Origin of the sequence: Brevibacterium marinum, assembly GCF_011927955.1 — a bacterium.
In the GTDB taxonomy this organism is placed as follows: domain Bacteria; phylum Actinomycetota; class Actinomycetes; order Actinomycetales; family Brevibacteriaceae; genus Brevibacterium; species Brevibacterium marinum.
On sequence record NZ_JAATJN010000001.1, the window covers coordinates 2217559 to 2236021 of the forward strand.

The following is an 18463-nucleotide window of genomic DNA, read 5'->3' on the forward strand; positions in this document are numbered from 1 at the left end:
AGAACTCATGATAGGGACATACCTGGTATCGATCTGCTACGGGTTGGTTCCTGCAGCGATCATTATGTTCGGCTGGCTCATCGTCCGTCGAGATTATGGAGCAAGTCGAGACTATGGAGCTAAGGGAGTCGGCGAATCGTCCGTCAAAACCACACAGACTCGCAATCGGCAACCACGCTCCGAGCAGAGCGGTGATGGACGATGATGTTCACATTCGCAATCTTCGGCTCGTTCATCCTCTACTTGGTCATCGGCGCAGTCGTCGGGCGGAAAGTCAAGAACACCTCCGACTACTATGTGGCCGGCCGAGCGGCCCCAACCCTGCTCATAGCCGGTACATTGGTCGCATCTTTCCTGTCGACGGTGTCGTTCATGGGGGAGCTCGGTTTCTCCTACGACGGCTATCCCGTGCCGATGCTGTTCCTGACCCTGTTCAATGTGTGCGGCTACGTTGTCGGCGTGCTGTTCTTCGGCCGATACCTGCGGCGTTCCCAAGCTCTGACAGTTCCGGAATACTTCGGTAAGCGGTTCGATTCCAAAGCAGTCCAGGCCATCGCAGGGGCCATGGTCGTTGTCGGCATCGGGCTCTACCTCGTGGCGGTCACCCAGGGGCTCGTCCTCGTGCTTGTGCAGCTGACCGGGCTGAACGAGACCTTGCTGCTCGTCATCGTGTGGGCCAGCTACACTCTATTCACAATGCTGTCGGGGTCCCAGGGAGTCCTCGTCAATGACACTCTGATGTTCTTCGTCTTCACTGTGGCCTCTGTTCTGGGCATGGGGTATGTCCTCATCAAGGCCGGTGGCCCGGGGGCGGCGATTGAGAAGCTCTCCGCATTGGCACCGAAGCCGGACGGCCTGGCCTGGCATGGGATGACTGGTGAAGCCAACTATATGGGCTCCCACGCGGATATCGTCATGTACTGTGTGACGCTCGGACTCGTCTGGGCCACGGTCGTTGCAGTCAGTCCGTGGCAGTCGAGTCGCTTCCTCATGGCGAAGAACGAACACGTGTGCATACGTTCGGGCGTGATTTCGATGGCGGTGCTGGCCGCCATCTACCTCTTTCTCACGTTCGGCGGTTTCGCAATCAATGCGTTCAACCCTGCGATCGATCCGTCGGAGGTCGCCTTCATCTGGACGGCCCAGAATGTCATGCCTCCGGTTGTCGGAGTCATCGCTGTCACCGGAATTGTGGCGGCCGGGCTCTCGTCTGCCGCATCGTTTCTGTCGCTTATCGGGTTCAGCACCGCCAATGACATACTTCCCGTGCTCTTGCGTCGTGGCACGACGAGCGCGGAGAGCGTCTCGGCTGTCGCAGCCACGACGGCTTCGCACAATGGATATGCCTCGCATGACTTAGCCGACGTATCCGGTGAGACGGTCAGGGGGTCCGAGTCGGCAGAGGCAGAAAGCTTCGCAGCAGACGAAGGCACACGCGGTCTGTGGGCCTCTCGGATCACCATGTTCGTCGTCGGTCTGATCGTTCTGGCAATCACCGCAGTTGCGAGCCCTGCCGTTCTGACAATCGGATACTTCGCAGCCACCCTGTTTGCCGCCTCATGGGGCCCGATCGCCTTTTGGTCGGTCCGCAGCGAGCGTCTGACCGCTCGAGGCGCCGGCGTTGGAATGATCTGCGGATTTCTCGTTGTCGGGGTGCTCAACAGCGCCACGGAGTTCGCCGGACTGACACTTCCGACGATTCTCGATCCTGTCATCCTCGGATTCCTCGCCAGCATCGTGGGCACGTGGGCGGGAAACATCGGCCAGGTGCCATCCGAGGCGGGCAACGCGTTTCGGCGGACACTGCTCGCGGTGCCGGACGAAGATCGCGATCCGAAGGACCTCAAGTTGACCAAGATCATCATGGCGATCTGTGGCATCGGCCTCGTCTTCTGCTCGGTCGTCATGGTGGTGCTGTATGCAATTCCATACAGCGGTGCCTCCTGAAGGCCACACCTTCTGCTGGCCAAGGAATCGACGGCAAATGCACCGGACCGTCTCCGGCGACAGCACCCGAGTCTGTGATCTGTCTCTCAGTGCCGCGGCGACCGCGAACGCTCCGGGTGAACGCGGCGCATGCCGCCGATGAGCGGCATGCGGCGACGGGTGGTGGCCAGCCGGGCGGAAACGCATCCGTGGCACGCGCACGGCCGCTGCCGCAGTCGTGAGCTGTGCGCGGTATCCTTTTCGTATGGCGATTCTCGGTGATAGCGCAGCAGCCGCTGCGATTGATGCGTTCGGTACGGTCGGCACGGCGATGGTCACGCCGTTCAAGCACGACGGAACCATCGACTATCCTGCCGTGGAGAAGGTCGCGACCCACCTCGTCGACCTCGGCAACAACATGCTCGTCGTGTCCGGAACCACCGGCGAATCGCCGACGACGACCGACGACGAGAAGATCGAGCTGCTCAAGGTCGTCCGCGGCGTCGTCGGACACCGTGCCAAGCTGATCGCCGGGACCGGCAACAACGTCACCTCACACACCATCGATCTGTCCAAGCGCTCGGCGGCGGCGGGAGCCGACGGCATCCTCGTCGTCACCCCCTACTACTCGAAGCCGACCCAGCCGGCCATTGCCGCGCATATGTGGGCGGCCGCCGACTCGACGGACCTTCCCGTCATGCTCTACGACATCCCGGGACGTGCGGGCGTGCCCATCAGGACGGAGACGCTCCTCGGGCTGGCCGATCACCCCAACATCCTCGCGGTCAAAGACGCCAAGGGCGACCTCTTCGCCTCAGCGCAGGTGATGAACCGCAGCTCCCTCGTCTACTACTCGGGCGAGGACGCGCTCAACCTTCCGCTGCTCTCACTCGGCGCCCTGGGCGTCGTCTCCGTGGCCGGTCACGTCTGCACCCCGCAGTTCGCCGACATGGTCGCGGCAGTGGTGAACAACGACCTCGCCACCGCTCGCGCGATCGCCCTCGAAACGGGGGACATGGTCGACGCACTCATGAACCACATGCCGGGTGTCATCTCGGCGAAGGCCGCATTGCAGGCCCAAGGAATACTCGACAACCGCGGAACGCGAATGCCGCTGCTCCCAGCAGATGAGGAGCAGATGGCGCTCGTGACCGCCCAATTGACCAGGAGTGGTTACCTCAGTGAATAATGCATTGACCCAAGAGCTCAAGCTTCCGCCGAAGATGGACCGAGAAGCGGTCCGCATCGTCGCGCTCGGCGGCCTCGGCGAAGTCGGACGCAACATGACCGTGTTCGAATACCACGGCAAGCTCCTCATCGTCGACTGCGGCGTCCTCTTCCCCGAAGAGGACCAGCCCGGCGTCGACCTCATCCTCCCCGACTTCTCCTATCTCGACGACCGCCTCGACGACATCGTCGGACTCGTCCTCACACACGGACACGAGGACCACATCGGGGCCGTGCCCTACCTGCTGCGCCGCAAGGCCGACATCCCGATCCTCGGATCGAAGCTGACGATCGCGCTCATCGAGGCCAAGCTCAAGGAACACCGGATCAAGCCGATCACCCGCGTGGTCAAGGAAGACGACCTCGATCAGCTCGGTCCCTTCGACCTCGAGTTCGTCGCCGTCAACCACTCGATCCCCGATGCCCTCGCGGTCTTCATCCGCACCGGGGCAGGGAACATCCTCCACACCGGCGACTTCAAGATGGACCAGCTCCCGCTCGACGCCCGGATCACGGACCTGCGCGCCTTCGCCCGCCTCGGCGAGGAAGGCGTGGATCTGTTCATGACGGACTCGACGAACGCCGAGGTCCCCGGGTTCACCGCCCTGGAGAAGGACATCGGGCCCGTCCTCGAGAACCTCTTCGGCCACGCCGAGCGCCGGATCATCGTCGCCTCGTTCTCCTCGCACATCCACCGTGTCCAGCAGGTGCTCAACGCCGCGGACGCACACGGTCGCAAGGTCGCACTCGTCGGCCGTTCGATGGTGCGCAACATGAAGATCGCCGAGGAGCTCGGGTACCTCGAGGTTCCGCGTGGCGCGCTCATCGACATCAAGGAGGTCGACAACCTCCCCGACGATCAGGTCGTGCTCATGTGCACCGGTTCGCAGGGTGAGCCGATGGCGGCACTGTCGCGGATGGCCAACCGCAGCCATCGCGTCGAGGTGGGCGACGGCGACACCGTCATCCTTGCCTCGTCGCTCATCCCCGGCAACGAGAACTCCGTGTTCAAGGTCATCAACGGGCTGATGAAGCTGGGCGCCAACGTCATCTCCAAGGCCGATGCGAAGATCCACGTGTCCGGCCACGCCTCCGGCGGGGAGCTGCTCTACTGCTACAACATCGTCAAGCCCCGCGGTGTCCTGCCCGTGCACGGCGAATGGCGGCACATGCTGGCCAATGCCAGGCACGCCGAGGCGACCGGAGTTGATCCGGAGAACATCGTCCTCGCCGACGACGGCTGGGTCGTCGACCTCAAGGACGGCCGCGCCGAGGTGGTCGGTGCCGTGGACTGCAACTACGTCTTCGTCGACGGATCCTCGGTCGGTGAGATCACCGAGGCGGACCTCAAGGACCGTCTCGTGCTCTCCGGCGAAGGCTTCGTCACGATCTTCATGGCCATCAACAGCCAGTCCAAGTCCCTCCTAGCCGGCCCCGAGATCCATGCTCGCGGCGTGGCCGAGTCCGATTCCGTCTTCGACTCGATCCGGCCGAAGGTCACGAAGGCCGTCGAGGATGCGCTCAAGGACGGAACGACCGACCAGTACCAGCTGCAGCAGGTCGTGCGCCGCACCGTGGGACGTTGGGCGTCCTCGAAGCTGCGCCGCAAGCCCATGATCGTGCCCATGGTCGTCATCGTCTGAGTTCGTCTTCACGCTGCGGCGACCGCCGAGTGCCGCTGCGGCGAGCGTCGAGTCTTCTTCAGCTACCTCAACCTGCAAAAGCACCCCGCACGCGGGGTGCTTTTGCAGGTTCAGGGTGCCGAAGCGGTGAGGTGACGGCGCCGCCGCAGGTGTCGGCGTGCTGGTGTATCAGGACTCCGGCGACTGGGCCTTCGGCGTCGGCTCCTCGATGTCGCTGCTCGGCGCGACGAGTGGCTTCCCGGGCGCCCTCCGAGCGAGGACGACGGCCACGATCAGGCCCACGAGCACCGCCCCGAAGACGACGGTTCCCGCGTTGAACCCGAGGCCGTTGATGCCGATGAATGCCAGGGCACCGGCGGTGAGCGAATAGACGAGCATCGGGATGGAGGTGCGTCTGATGAGCTCCCCTTCACGTCCGACGAGGCCGACCGTGGCCGACGCGGCCACGACATTGTGCACAGCGACCATGTTTCCGGCGGCACCACCCACCGCCTGCGCCGCGACGATCGTCTCGGGACTGGCCGCCCCGATGGCCGTGCCGGTGGAGAACTGGAACTGCGAGAACATGATGTTCGAGACGGTGTTCGATCCCGCGACGAACGCGCCCAGGGCGCCGACGAACGGGGCCAGGAGCGGCCAACCGCTGCCGACCGTGCTGGCGGCGGCTTCGGCCAAGGTCACGGGCATCGAGTCCAGGCCCGAGGCGTTGTAGTCGCTGCCCGAGTTGATGAACACGCGAACCAACGGCAGCGAACACAGAAGGGCCACGGCGGCACCGGCGATCTGCGAACCGGCGATCTTCCACGAGCCGGTGATCTGGCCACCGGTCATCCGGTGGATGAAGTAGGTGGCGAGGCAGGCGATGACGAAGATGAAGCCGGGCGACCACAGGAGGTCCATGTCGGAGCTGATCGGGGTGCCGAAGATCTCCTCGATGGTGAGGACCGCGGGGCCGGTGAGGAACTCTTTGACCGAAGGCACATTGCGTGTGAACAGCAGGAGGGCGACCACGACGAGGTAAGGCGACCAGGCCCGCAGCAGCGACATCTTCTTCGTCATCTCGGCCGCCTCTTCGGCTGGGTCCACGGTGCCCATCCAGTGCTTGGGCCACATCTCGCGTGGAGCGAAATCCCATGTCTCCTTCGGCATCAGGAAGCCGGCCCTGCTCGCGGAGACCACGATCGCCAGACCGACGAGGCCGCCGATGAGGGACGGGAACTCGGGTCCGAGCAGGTTCGCCACGAGAAGGTAGGGCACGATCATGGCCAGTGCCGCGAAGAGCGCGAACGGGGCCACCGCCAGGCCGTCGGCAAAGCGTCGATTGCGACCGAAGAATCCGGTGAGCAGGCAGGACAGCAGGAGAGGGATGAGGATTCCGCAGACGCCGTGCATGAGCGCGACCTGGGCGGCGGTGTGCGCCACGAATTCGCTCTGGTCGAGTCCGAGTTCCGCCGCTCGGGCGGCCACATCGGAGGACATGCTGCCATCCTCCTGGGACAGCCCCGTGCCGATCCCGACGACCATGGGGGTGCCCACGGCGCCGAAGCTGACGGGAGTGGACTGGATGACGAGACCGGCGAGCACCGCGGCGATGGCGGGGAAGCCGAGCGCGAGCAGGAGCGGGGCGACGACCGCGGCAGGGGTGCCGAAGCCGGCCGCGCCTTCGATGAAGGAGCCGAAGAGCCAGGCGATGATGATGACTTGGATGCGCCGATCGGGTGAGATCGAGACGAATCCGGCACGAATCGTCTGAATCGCTCCCGAGCGGGTGATCGTGGCCAGGAGGAGGAGCGCCCCGAACACGATCCACAGCAGTCCGACTGCGGTGAACAGGCCTTGGACCACGGAGGCGCCGATCGTCACCCACTCGATCTGCCATGCGAAGTTCGCAATCAGGGCGGCCGCTACCAGGCCGATCGGCATCGCGTACTTCGCCGGCCAGCGAAAGCCGATGAGCAGGATTCCTGCCAGGAGAATGGGTGTCAGCGCCAGAAGCGCTGCGACAGCGAGGTTGTCCATCGTGATTCCGATCCGCGGCGTCCTTGCCGCTTGGTCGAGGAGTCCGAGACCCATCGTCTGCCACCAGCTGGTGGACAGTTGACACGGTGTCGTCTCCGCTGACGAAGTACCTGCGTTCATCGTGCCCGGTGGGCTGTCATACCGTCAAGGGATTTCCGCGTCTCACGAGGAGGATGGCGTTTGACGAGAGGTGCATCACCTCCTATCCTTTTCGTTGTGTGAACAATAAATTTCACGATGTGAAAGTTTCGCAGCTCAAACCCCGCTGCCAGCGACAAGCGACGCACCGCCACAGGTGCTGACTGATGCACCATCCAAGGTGCTGACTAAGGAGAACCACCGATGACTGCTCATATCGAGAATCTGGACGTTCCAGCAGGCATGGAGATCACCGGCGAACTGCCGGACCGAGCAGAGAAGGTGCTCACCCCGAAGGCCCTCGAACTCATCGTTGAACTGCAGCGGAAGTTCAACGATGAGCGTCTCGAACGTCTTGAGGCCCGCAAGAAGCGTCAGGCCGAGATCGCGGCCGGCGCCGATCTCGACTTCCTCCCCGAGACCGCCGAGATCCGCAACGACCCGAGCTGGCAGGTCGCACCGCCGGCTCCGGGTCTCGAGGATCGGCGCGTGGAGATGACCGGTCCGACGTACAAGAAGATGACGATCAACGCACTGAACTCCGGGGCCAAGGTGTGGCTGGCCGACCAGGAGGATGCGAACACCCCGCAGTGGGACTCGGTCATCGGCGGCCAGCTCAACCTGCTCGATTCGCTCAACCGTGAGATCGACTTCACCTCTCCGGAGGGCAAGTCCTACACCTTGGTCCCCGATGAGGAGCTGCCGACGATCGTCGTCCGCCCCCGCGGCTGGCACATGCCCGAGAAGCACATCCTCGTCGACGGTGAGGAGGCCTCGGGGTCCCTCGTGGACTTCGCCCTCTACTTCGCCACCGCCGGTCAGCTGCAGATCGAGAAGGGCAAGGGCCCCTACTTCTACCTGCCGAAGATGGAGTCCCACCTCGAAGCACGCCTGTGGAACCAGGTCTTCGACCACGCCGAGGACTCCTTCGGCCTGGCCCGCGGAACCATCCGCGCCACCGTGCTCATCGAGACCTACCCCGCGGCCTTCGAGATGGAGGAGATCCTCTACGAACTGCGCGAGCACTCCTCGGGCCTCAACGCCGGCCGCTGGGACTACATCTTCTCCGTGATCAAGAACTTCCGCGCCCGCGGCTCCGACTACCTTCTGCCCGACCGCTCGGACGTGACGATGACGGTGCCGTTCATGCGCGCCTACACCGAACTCCTCGTACGCACCTGTCACAAACGCGGGGCCCACGCCATCGGCGGCATGTCCGCCTTCGTGCCCTCGAAGGACCCCGAAGAGAACGAGGCCGCCTTCAACAAGGTCCGCGAGGACAAGTCGCGTGAGGCCGGCAAGGGCTTCGACGGCTCGTGGGTCGCCCACCCCGGCATGGTCGCCCTGTGCAAGGAGGTCTTCACCGAGACGCTGGGTGAGAACGCCAACCAGATCGAGAACAAGCGCGAGGACGTCTCCGTGACCGCCGCCGACCTCCTCGACGTGAAGTCGACACCGGGCTCCATGACGGAGAAGGGTCTGCGGACCAACATCTCCGTGGGCATCCAGTACCTGCGGGCCTGGCTCGAAGGCAACGGTGCTGTGGCCATCAACGGACTCATGGAGGACGCGGCAACGGCAGAGATCTCACGGTCCCAGGTCTGGCAGTGGATGGACGCCGAGGTCGAGCTCGACACCGGGGTCACCGTCACCGCGGATCTGGTGCGCCGGGTCGTGGCCGAGGAGGTCGCGAAGCTCCCGGGGGAGGAGGCGGATTGGAAGGACGCCACCGACGCCTTCCTGTCGGTGGCCGTCGCCGATGAATACGTCGACTTCCTCACGCTGCCTGCGTACGCCCGCATGCCCTGAGTCCACACGGTTCAGGAGTCTCACCAAGTAGAACGCCGTCGAAAAATGTGCTTCATCGCACATTTTCGGCGGCGTTCTTCGCTAAGCTCGGCACCAACGATGCACCGGAGGCAGGAGTGGACATGAGCAGAATCGAGTCGGTTCTCGAGCACATCGAACCACGATTGCCGGCCGGGGCGATCGTCACCGACGAGACCGAGCGCAAGACCTATGAGTGCGATGGCCTGGCCGTGCACAGGACCGTTCCGGCTCTGGTCGTCCGCGTCACCTCCACCGCCGAGGTGGCCCTGGCCGTGCGTGCCTGCCATGAGTTCGACGTCCCCTTCGTCGCCCGCGGCTCCGGCACCGGCCTGTCCGGAGGAGCACAACCGCACGCGGAGGGCGTGCTCATCGTCATGGCGACAATGCGCGACATCCTCGACATCGATCTCATCGCTCAGCGCGCCGTCGTCCAGCCCGGAGTCATCAACCTCGACCTGTCGAACGAAGCCAACCCGGACGGCTACTACTTCGCCCCGGACCCTTCGAGCCAGAGCGTGTGCTCGATCGGCGGCAACGTCGCCGAGAACTCCGGCGGCGCCCACTGCCTCAAATACGGCTTCACCACCAACCACGTCACCGGCTGCACCCTCGTCACGGCCCAGGGCGAGATCGTCGAGATCGGGGGACAGGCACCCGAATATCCGGGTTACGACCTCCTCGGCGTGCTCTGCGGGTCCGAAGGGACACTCGGGATCGTCACGGAGGTGACCGTCCGGCTCACCCGCCTGCCCGAAGCCGTAGAGACGCTGCTCATCGGATTCGACTCGACCGATGCGGCGGGGGAGGCGGTCAGCGACATCATCTCGGCGGGCATCATGCCCGCCGCCATCGAGATGATGGACGCGCTGGCGATCGAGGCCGCCGAGAAGGCCGTGGCCTGCAACTACCCCGAGGGCGCCGGCGCGGTCCTCGTCGTCGAACTCGACGGACCGGCCATCGACGTCGAACTCGAGCGGGAGACGGTCATCGCCAGGGCCAGGGACCACCATGCCGGTGAGATCCGAGTCGCCGTCGACGACGTCGAACGCGGGCTGATCTGGAAGGGCCGGAAATCGGCCTTCGCAGCGGTCGGTCGGATCAGTCCCGACTACATCGTCCAGGACGGTGTGATCCCGCGCTCGCGGCTGGGACCCGTGCTCGCCTCGATCTCGACGATCGCCGAAGAGTGCGGTGTGCGGGTTGCCAACGTCTTCCACGCCGGCGACGGTAACCTGCACCCCCTCGTGCTCTTCGACGGTGCTCTCGAGGGACAGGCCGAGCTGGCCGAGACGGCCTCGGGCCGGATCCTCGACCTGTGCCTGAGCGAAGGGGGTTCGATCACCGGCGAACACGGAGTCGGATCGGACAAGGCCAAATTCATGCCCCGCATGTTCACGAACGAGGACCTCGACACGATGCAGATCCTGCGGTGCGCCTTCGATCCGAGTCATCTGTCCAATCCGGGCAAGGTCTTCCCGACACCACGGCTCTGCGGAGAACCACCTCGGCGAACATCGGGGGAACATCCCCTGCAGACGGCAGGAAAGGCGGAGCTGTTTTGACCGAGGCACGTCCCGGATTCGCTCGACCCGACAGCGTCGAAGAACTCTCCGAACTCATGACCGGAGCTCATCGCGACGGTCGCAGCGTTGCCGTCTGCGGCGGCGGCACCGCGTTCGACGACCACCCACCGGGACGCACCCCGAACCTCCTCATCGACATGGGTGGACTCGACCAGGTCATCGAACATTCCCCGGGAGACCTCATCCTCGTCGCCGGAGCCGGTGCCGCGATCTCCGAGCTCAACCGGGTCGCCGGGACGGGCGGCCAAGAGCTCCTCCCGGATTTCCCCGCCGACCGGACCGACTCCGGGGCGACGCTGGGCGGGGCCATCGCCACCCGCGCCGTGGGGCCACGTCGCATCGGTCGCCTGCCCCTGCGTGAGGTCGTCCTCGGCGTCACGGTCGTCCTCGCCGACGGCACTATCGCAAGGGCCGGAGGCAAGGTCGTGAAGAACGTGGCCGGCTACGACCTCGCCAAGCTGATGACCGGCTCCTGGGGCACGCTGGGCATCATCGCCGACGTCGCGATCAGGCTGTACCCGAAACCGCAGACCGAAGGCTTCGTCGAACTCCCGGGCGCAGAGGCCGCCCTCGAGGTCCTCGGCTCTCAAGTGGCTCCGTCGGCCGTGGAGATCGACCGGTCGCCGGGCGGTCGGGCATCGGCCGTGGTCATGGTCGAAGGACTCCCCGAATCGGTGGAGTCGAGAACCGCTCGGATGGTCGACACGTTTCCCGGAGCAGCGCCCGGGGTCCGGCCGAGCTGGTGGTCCAGGCGCGCCCAGGCACCGGTGACGATCAGGGCCTCGGTCTCACCGGCGCTGGTACCCGAGCTGGTGGCTCAGATCTCCCAGCTCGAGGACACCATCGGGCACCCGATCCAGCTGCGGGGGTCCGCCATGGGGGTCTTCGACCTCGGCATCGGCGCAGCAGACGCGGACCCGACGATCGCGACCCGGGTGGTTCTCGAACATCTGCGCTCATGGAGCCGGAGGCAGCTTTCGGCGACCTTGCTCTGCGCCCCGGCAGCAGTGTGGGACGAAGTCGACGCCTGGGGCGAGGTCCCCGGATTCGGACTCATGCGCACCATCAAGGACCAGTTCGACCCGGACGGTCTGCTCTCACCCGGACGTGGAATAGGAGGACTGTGATGTCATGCGATTGCGGTGGCTCAGGAGGCTGCCAGGGCGGCGGGCCGAGCGGAGCCTCGACGCCGAAGGAGACGCCTGTCTGGAACGCAGCCTCGGGATCGGCAGCCTCTCGTGGGCCGACCTCGTTGGAAGAGACCGTGGCGAGCGCCGGACAGGCGACGATGCTGATGGAGCCCCCGACCATGGACCATTCGGCCTTTGACGTGTTCAACCCGCCGGATGCGGGACTCATCGCCGACTGCGTCCACTGCGGCTTCTGTCTGCCCGCCTGTCCGACCTACCAGCTCTGGGGCCGGGAGGAGGACTCGCCGCGCGGACGCATCCACCTCATGCAGGAGGGTCTGGAGAACGGGCCGATGAACGCGGCCATGGTCGACCACTTCGACGCGTGCCTGGGCTGCATGGCGTGTGTGACCGCGTGCCCCTCCGGCGTCCAGTACGACAAGCTCATCGAAGCCACCCGAGGACAGGTCGAACGCAACGGCAGGGAACATCGCAGCCGCGCCGAGGTGGTGCTGCGGGAGGCGATCTTCCAACTCTTCCCGTACCCGGATCGTCTCAATGCCCTGCTGGCCCCGCTCAAGCTCTACCAGCGGAGCGGCCTGTCCACGGTCATCCGCAGATCCAAGGTCCTCGAGAAGCTCTCACCGACCCTGGCCACGATGGAGGCCATCGCACCGCCGGTGGCCAAGAAGGTCAGCGTTCCCGAGTCGAACCCGCCGCGATCGGTGGAGGGGGAGAGCCTGCCGGTCAGGGCACGGGTGGGGATGCTGCTCGGCTGTGTGCAGCGGACCTTCTACCCTCAGGTCAACGCGGCGACGGTGCGGGTGCTCAATATGGAAGGCTGCGAGGTCGTGGTGCCGCAGTCGCAGGGGTGCTGTGGTGCGCTGTCGGTCCACGCCGGACGCAGCGAGGAAGGTGAGGACTTCGCGCGCAGGATCGTCGACACCTTCACCTCGGCGCAGGTGGACTACCTCGTCGTGAACTCCGCGGGATGCGGATCGACGATGAAGGAGTATGCGGACATCCTCTCCGATGACCCCGCCTATGCACAGCGCGCCGAGGCTCTGTCCGACAAGGTCAGAGACGTGACGGAGATCCTCGCCGAGCTCGGGCCCAACGCGCCGCGACACCCGGTCACCGACGGCGAGCTGCGTGTGGCCTACCACGACGCCTGCCATCTCTCGCATGCCCAGGGGGTGCGCAACCCGCCGCGCGAGCTGTTGGGTCAGATCCCCGGGATCGAGTTGGCTCCCATCAAGGACGCCGACACCTGCTGCGGCTCGGCCGGCATCTACAACCTCGTGCGTCCCGAGGCGGCACGCGAACTCGGGGACAAGAAGGCGACGAACATCGCCGCCACCGAAGCGGAACTCGTCGTCACCGGCAATCCGGGATGCCTGCTGCAGGTCACCGACGCCCTGCGCAGACAGGGGGAGGACACGTTGCCGACCGCCCATACGATCGAACTCCTCGATGCGTCGCTGACCGGGGCGGGGGCCGGTCAGCTGCTGGACCGATGAGCCACCGGTCCGGGAGCTGGTCGGGCGCTGAAGCGATGAGCCACCGGTCGTAGCAGGGGCCGGGCGCTGAAGCGATGAGCCACCGGTCGTAGCAGGGGCCGGGCCGGTGAGTCGGTGGCGCCGAACGCTACTTGACGATGAGCACCGGGCATTCGGCTTCGAGGATCACCCGCTGGGTGCTCGAGCCCAGAAGCAGCTTGACCACGGGTGAACGGCGTTTGGAGGCGACCACGATCAGTTCCGCCTGCGAATGCTCGGCGAGGTCGATGATCTGCGAGGCGACATCGGAATCGGCTCGTTGGATCTCGAATTCGACCTCCGCCGCCGTGAGCTGCTCGGCCAACTCCCTCGTGTCGGACAGGGCGCCGGTCGATGGGGCAGTCGTCGTGTCGGTGTCGAAGTGCACGGCGCGCAGGGCCGCGTTCTCCCGGCGGGCGGCGGCGATCGCCTGGTCGAGGACCGCGGGCGACGAATCGGCGCGGTAGGCCAGGACGATCGTGCGCCGGGCATCGTCGATGCCGGCCGAGGCCGCCATCCGCAACGAGGGCGCCGGGTATCTGTGCTGCGGCGTCGAGTAGAAATCAGTCATATGGGTCTCTCTCCTATCCGATCGCGATGACGCCGACGAGGACGCCGACGGTCAGCATCACCAGGGCCACGATCAGCGCTCGCCACAGGACCTTCTTGTGGTGGTCGCCGAGCTCGACTCCGGAGAGTGAGACGAGGAGGAGGATCGCGGGAACCAGCGGTGACTGCATGTGCACCGGTTGTCCGGTGATCGAAGCGCGGGCCATGTCGGCCGCGGAGATCCCGAAGTGTCCCGCGGTCTCCGCGAGCACCGGGAGGATGCCGAAGTAGAAGGCGTCATTGCTCATGAAGAAGGTCATCGGAATCGAGAGGAGACCGGTGATGACGGCCATGTAGGGGCCCATCGAGGACGGGATGACGTCGACGAGCCAGGAGGCCATGGCGTCGACCATGCCGGTCCCGCTCATGATGCCGGTGAGGACACCGGCGGCCATGACCATGGCGACGACGGAGATGATCGCACCCGCATGGGAAGCCAGTTCCTCCTGCTGCGCCTTGATGTTGGGGAAGTTGACCAAGAGCGCGATGACCATGGCGATCATGAACAGGTACGGCAGGGGCAGCAGATCGGCGATCAGCATGACCATCACGGCAACGGTGAGGACCAGATTGAACCAGAAGAGCTTGGGCCGCAGAGTCGACCGGTTGGGATCGAGCGCCGTCCCGGTCAGCGCCGAACCACTGCCCGAGGCGGGTTCGGGCCGTCCGCCCGTGATGCCCGTGGCCGTCGATCCCGCCGAGGCTCCCGCACCCCGATCGGAATCTGCAGCGCCCGAGCCGGCACCTGCGCCTGCAGCAGCGTCGACTCCCGCAGCGGACGCGGAGGACGACCGCGCGACCGCGCCGACCAGATCGGAGCGCCCCGAACTCGACTGGCGCTCCTCGGGCCAGGCCACATCGTTCTTGGCCAGGCGGCGACGCTCTGAGATACCGAGGAAGTAGGCGAAGACGAAGCACACCAGCAGACCTGCGATGAGGGAGGGGACCATCGGGGCAAAGATCTCGTTGGCATCGATCTGCAGGGCGGACGAGGCACGTGCCGTCGGACCGCCCCAGGGGACGATGTTGAGAGTGCCGTTGATCAGGCCGGCGACGCAGGTGAGCACGACCGGCGACATCTCCAAGCGCTGGTAGATCGGCAGCATCGCGGCGGTGACGACGATGAACGTCGTCGATCCGTCGCCGTCGAGGGAGACCGCTCCTGTCAGCAGGGCGGTGCCCATGACGACCTTGACGGGGTCATGACCGGCCACCCTGAGGATGAATGCGACGAGCTTGTCGAACAGGCCCACGTCGATCATGATGCCGAAGTAGATGATGGCGAAGAGCAGCAGCGCTGCCGTCGACGACATGTCGGCGATGGCGTCCATGACCATTTCGCCGATTCCCAGCCCTGCGCCGGTGAACAGCCCGAAGATGGTCGGGACGATGATCAGCGCCAGGATCGGTGAGAGTCGTTTCGTCATGATCAGTGTCATGAAGACGATGATCATTGCGAAACCGAGTATAACGAGCACGAACTTCTCCCTCGAAGGCGGATGTGATGCCCGATACACGTTAGGTCGCGTCCGAAAGCGGCGCGCGTTTGTGTGCACTGAACACGTTCTGCCTGTTTGGCACCTTTTGCGCATTTCGCTCATGCACGGCTAGCCTGAGCGGGTGACTCGACCCACCAGACCGTTCTCCCGCCGTGTGCTGCTCAGCCAGCTCGCCGTCGTCGTCGTGACCTTGGCCCTGGTGACGGGAGTCTTCGCCTGGATGGGAGCGCGAGCGGTCACCGATGTCACCGAGACCAAGGCGCTGGCGACCGCGCGGACGCTGGCGATCGATCCTGAGGTGAGGAAGGGGGCGACCCGGGCCTCGGCCGAGCACGCGGCGGTGCCCGATGATGCGATCACCCGTCCGCTGCTCGCCATCACCGACGACCTGCGGGCCTCCTCGGGCATCGTGTTCGCCGTCATCACAGACGATCGCGGCATCCGACTGACCCATCCCGATCGGGACAACATCGGACACCGGGTCTCGACCTCGCCGGACGAGGCCTTGGCCGGACGGGAGAACATCAGTCACGAGCGGGGGACCCTCGGCGAGACCGTGCGGGCCAAGGTCCCGATCTATTCCACCTCGGATGACGAGACGGTCGTCGGTGAAGTCTCTGTGGGCATCCACGCCTCGGTGCTCGATGCCGATCTTCGCCGTGAGTTCCTCGCTCTCGGCTCCGTCGCCGTCCTGGCCCTTGCGATCGGAGTCGTCGCGTCTCTGGCCCTGGGACGGCGCCTGCGCCGGGAGACCCTCGGCGTGGGACCCGAGGAACTTGCGGAGATGGCTCGTGACCAGGGGGCGGTCCTGCGTGGACTCGACGACGGGGTCCTGGCCTTCAGCTCGTCCGGAGAGCCGACCCTGAGCAATTCCACGGCGGAGCACCTGTTGGGTATCGCGGCCGTCGGGACCGACGGCTCGAACGGAGTGGACGCATCGCGCTCGGACGGAGCGGAGGCGTCGAATTCGAACGGAGCGGACGCGTCGCGCTCGATCATAGAAGTGCCCGAACAGATCCGTCTCATGATGCTCGATGCGCCCGTGGACGGGGCCCTACGGCGCCGAATCAACGTCGGCGATCGGATCCTCCTGGCCACCGCCGTCAGGGTCAGCCGAGGGGGAGTCTCGATCGGAGGAGTCGTCACGCTGCGGGACGAGACCCAGGTGCTGACGATGGCCCGACAGCTGGAGTCCGTGACCTCGATGGCCGGGGCGCTGCGTACGCAGCGGCACGAGTTCGCCAATCGTCTCCACACCGTTCTCGGGCTCGTCGACACCGGAGCGACCGATGAGGCGAAGACCTATCTCGCAAAGATCCTGCGAACCGGTCCGATCGCGACACCAGTCGAAGGGATCGAGGTGATCTCCGATCCGTACCTGCGTGCCCTTCTCGAAGCGAAGGGCACCACCGCCGCCGAGGCTGGGGTGTCCCTAGCCGTCACCCCGGATTCGTTGGTGCTGGGTCGTGTGTCGGATCCCGAGGACATCACACTCATCCTGGGCAACCTCATCGACAATGCTGTGAGGGCGGTTGTCGCGAGCGCAGACGTGGCTCGTGACGGCAGGGTCGACTCGGCCGACGACGCCTCCGGCAGGGTCGAGGTGACGCTGCTCGGCTCCGGACCGGAGCTGCACGCCGTCGTGACCGACACCGGCGGAGGAGTTGCGGACGAGGACGCGGATGACATCTTCGCCGAGGGGGTCAGCACCGGCGATGGTCTCGATGCCGATCATGGGCATGGCATCGGTCTGGCTCTGTGCCGACGGGTTGCACGACGACACGGCGGCAGGGTGTGGCTGCTCGTCGGCCACGATCCGGACCTGGGCGGTGCGGGATTCGCGATGCGACTGCCCGATGTGCTCAGCGATGGCGACGAGGACGAGATCACCGCGAACGATAGCCATACGGACGATGAGGAGAGATGATGGTCAACGTACTGGTGCTCGACGACGACTTCTATGTGGGGCAGATCCACTGCCGCTACGTCGATGAGGTCGCGGGATTCCACGCACTCGAACCGGTCAGGGATCTGCCCACAGCACGCACGGTCATTGCCGAGCAGGAAGTCGACCTGCTGCTGGTCGACTATGTCCTGCCCGAGGGCAACGGAGTCGACCTCATCCGCGAGACCGACGTCGACGCCATTGTGCTCTCGGCCGTGGCCGATGCGGACGTGGTGCGCTCGGCCCTGCGCGCAGGGGCGATGACGTACATCCTCAAGCCCTTCGCGGCCGAGGAGCTGCAGGACTTTCTGAGGCGATATGCACGCTTCCGCCGCTACTGGGAGCGGGAGAAAGTGAGTCGAACGGATCTCGAGCGGCAGCTTCGCAGCCTGCACGACGTCGCTTCGCCCGGCAGTGCGCCGGTTCGCGGCTCCGGCTCGTCGACCAGCGGTCGGATCTATGCGACGCTCGAAGGTGCTGATCGTCCGCTGACGGCGCTGGAGGTCTCCGAAGCGGTGGGCATCTCGCGCGCGACGGCGCAGCGCCATTTGGCCAAGCTGGCCGAATCACGCGCCGTCACCGTCTCACTCCAATACGGAAGCACCGGTCGGCCCGAGCATCTCTACGGACTGGGCTGAGTTCGACATGTCCTCGGCCTCCGGCAACCCGAACCGGCAAGAGCGCGCCGCCTGCACCGCGCTTTTGCAGGTTCGGGGAGCTGATGGAGGCGAGATTCCTCGGTCGAGAGCACTGAGCTCGTTCGGCAGGGTTCTTATGGTGATCAGCGGGGAGATGAGGACGGGCAGTGACGAGAGGACCCCCGCCGAGGCGAAGAGCCAGAGAGTCGGCACGATTCCGATCGCGTGTGCGATCGTGCCGCCGAGGAAGGCGCCGATGGGCATCGGACCCCAGACGAGGAACCGGATCGAGGCATTCATGCGCCCGAGAAGAGGTTTCGGGCACAGCCGTTGGCGGAAGCTGACCTGAGCCACGTTGTAGACGACGACAGCCCAGGAGAGCAGGGACCAGCCGACGAGCAGAGTCGGCATCGTCACCCCGATCGTCAGCGGACCGCCGATGACTCCGACCAAGCCGGAGGCGAGTGAAGGGCCCGCCACCCATGCTGTCTGCTGGCTCGCCTGGAGCTTTCGATTGCCATCGCCGAGCTGCTCGCTCATGACTATTTCGGGCAGGAAAGACTGGTTGGCGACGTCGAAGAAGACAGTGACGACGCCGACGCAGGCGCCACCGATGCAGAGTTGGAGCATGGTCAGCAGGTCACACATCCAAGCGACCGGGACCGTCAGCAGCAGGGCCGCACGCACCAGGTCACCTGCGACGATGACGGCCTTCTTCCGCATCCTGTCGACCCATGC

The 18463-nt window shown here is 65.4% G+C and carries 13 protein-coding genes; 9 read left to right on the forward strand and 4 right to left on the reverse strand.

What is annotated here, in order from left to right; all coding sequences use genetic code 11:
• Nucleotides 1-204 precede the first annotated feature (204 nt).
• The 3 genes from BKA07_RS09785 (at nucleotide 205) to BKA07_RS09795 (ending at nucleotide 4796) form a co-directional block, all read left to right on the forward strand.
• Nucleotides 205-1947: a sodium:solute symporter family protein gene (locus BKA07_RS09785; protein WP_167950738.1), complete on the forward strand. Its 1743-nt coding sequence runs from the start codon at nucleotides 205-207 to the stop codon at nucleotides 1945-1947.
• Nucleotides 1948-2191: 244 nt separating this feature from the next.
• The gene (dapA, locus tag BKA07_RS09790) at nucleotides 2192-3115 is read left to right on the forward strand and encodes a 4-hydroxy-tetrahydrodipicolinate synthase (protein WP_167950739.1); all 924 of its coding nucleotides are present in this window, start codon (nucleotides 2192-2194) and stop codon (nucleotides 3113-3115) included.
• Between the two features lie 34 nt (nucleotides 3116-3149).
• Entirely contained in the window at nucleotides 3150-4796 is a 1647-nt protein-coding gene (locus tag BKA07_RS09795; protein ID WP_167953068.1) for a ribonuclease J, read from the forward strand.
• Between the two features lie 168 nt (nucleotides 4797-4964).
• On the opposite strand, the gene BKA07_RS09800 is transcribed toward BKA07_RS09795, so the two are convergent.
• Nucleotides 4965-6935 carry an L-lactate permease gene (locus BKA07_RS09800; protein ID WP_342449026.1) on the reverse strand — a complete coding sequence of 657 codons (1971 nt, stop codon included), beginning with the start codon at nucleotides 6933-6935 and terminating at the stop codon, nucleotides 4965-4967.
• A gap of 222 nt (nucleotides 6936-7157) precedes the next feature.
• On the opposite strand from BKA07_RS09800, the gene aceB reads away from it, so the two are divergent.
• The 4 genes from aceB to BKA07_RS09820 all read left to right on the forward strand — a co-directional run bounded on the left by aceB (nucleotide 7158) and on the right by BKA07_RS09820 (nucleotide 13016).
• Complete coding sequence (gene aceB, locus BKA07_RS09805; RefSeq protein WP_167950740.1) at nucleotides 7158-8762, forward strand: malate synthase A; 1605 nt, start codon at nucleotides 7158-7160, stop codon at nucleotides 8760-8762.
• A 122-nt stretch (nucleotides 8763-8884) separates the two neighbouring features.
• Entirely contained in the window at nucleotides 8885-10345 is a 1461-nt protein-coding gene (locus BKA07_RS09810; protein WP_167950741.1) for an FAD-linked oxidase C-terminal domain-containing protein, read from the forward strand.
• A complete protein-coding gene (locus tag BKA07_RS09815) occupies nucleotides 10342-11493 on the forward strand; it encodes an FAD-binding oxidoreductase (RefSeq protein WP_167950742.1) in 1152 nt (383 codons plus the stop codon). The genes BKA07_RS09810 and BKA07_RS09815 overlap by 4 nt, the downstream gene beginning before the upstream one ends.
• Nucleotides 11493-13016: a (Fe-S)-binding protein gene (locus BKA07_RS09820; RefSeq protein ID WP_209043927.1), complete on the forward strand. Its 1524-nt coding sequence runs from the start codon at nucleotides 11493-11495 to the stop codon at nucleotides 13014-13016. The genes BKA07_RS09815 and BKA07_RS09820 overlap by 1 nt, the downstream gene beginning before the upstream one ends.
• 127 nt (nucleotides 13017-13143) lie before the next feature.
• Here the strand turns inward: BKA07_RS09820 and BKA07_RS09825 are convergent, their stop codons facing one another.
• A complete protein-coding gene (locus BKA07_RS09825; RefSeq protein WP_167950743.1) occupies nucleotides 13144-13605 on the reverse strand; it encodes a universal stress protein in 462 nt (153 codons plus the stop codon).
• A gap of 13 nt (nucleotides 13606-13618) precedes the next feature.
• Complete coding sequence (locus BKA07_RS09830) at nucleotides 13619-15121, reverse strand: CitMHS family transporter (protein ID WP_342449027.1); 1503 nt, start codon at nucleotides 15119-15121, stop codon at nucleotides 13619-13621.
• Nucleotides 15122-15263: 142 nt separating this feature from the next.
• Between BKA07_RS09830 and BKA07_RS09835 the strand changes: the two genes are divergently transcribed.
• Both BKA07_RS09835 and BKA07_RS09840 read left to right on the forward strand, forming a co-directional pair.
• Complete coding sequence (locus BKA07_RS09835) at nucleotides 15264-17069, forward strand: ATP-binding protein (RefSeq protein WP_167950744.1); 1806 nt, start codon at nucleotides 15264-15266, stop codon at nucleotides 17067-17069.
• Entirely contained in the window at nucleotides 17069-17725 is a 657-nt protein-coding gene (locus BKA07_RS09840) for a response regulator (RefSeq protein WP_167953076.1), read from the forward strand. The genes BKA07_RS09835 and BKA07_RS09840 overlap by 1 nt, the downstream gene beginning before the upstream one ends.
• Here BKA07_RS09840 and BKA07_RS09845 read toward each other — a convergent pair.
• Complete coding sequence (locus BKA07_RS09845) at nucleotides 17672-18448, reverse strand: MFS transporter (protein WP_209043929.1); 777 nt, start codon at nucleotides 18446-18448, stop codon at nucleotides 17672-17674. The two genes, BKA07_RS09840 and BKA07_RS09845, sit on opposite strands and share 54 nt — an antisense overlap.
• Nucleotides 18449-18463: the final 15 nt, after the last annotated feature.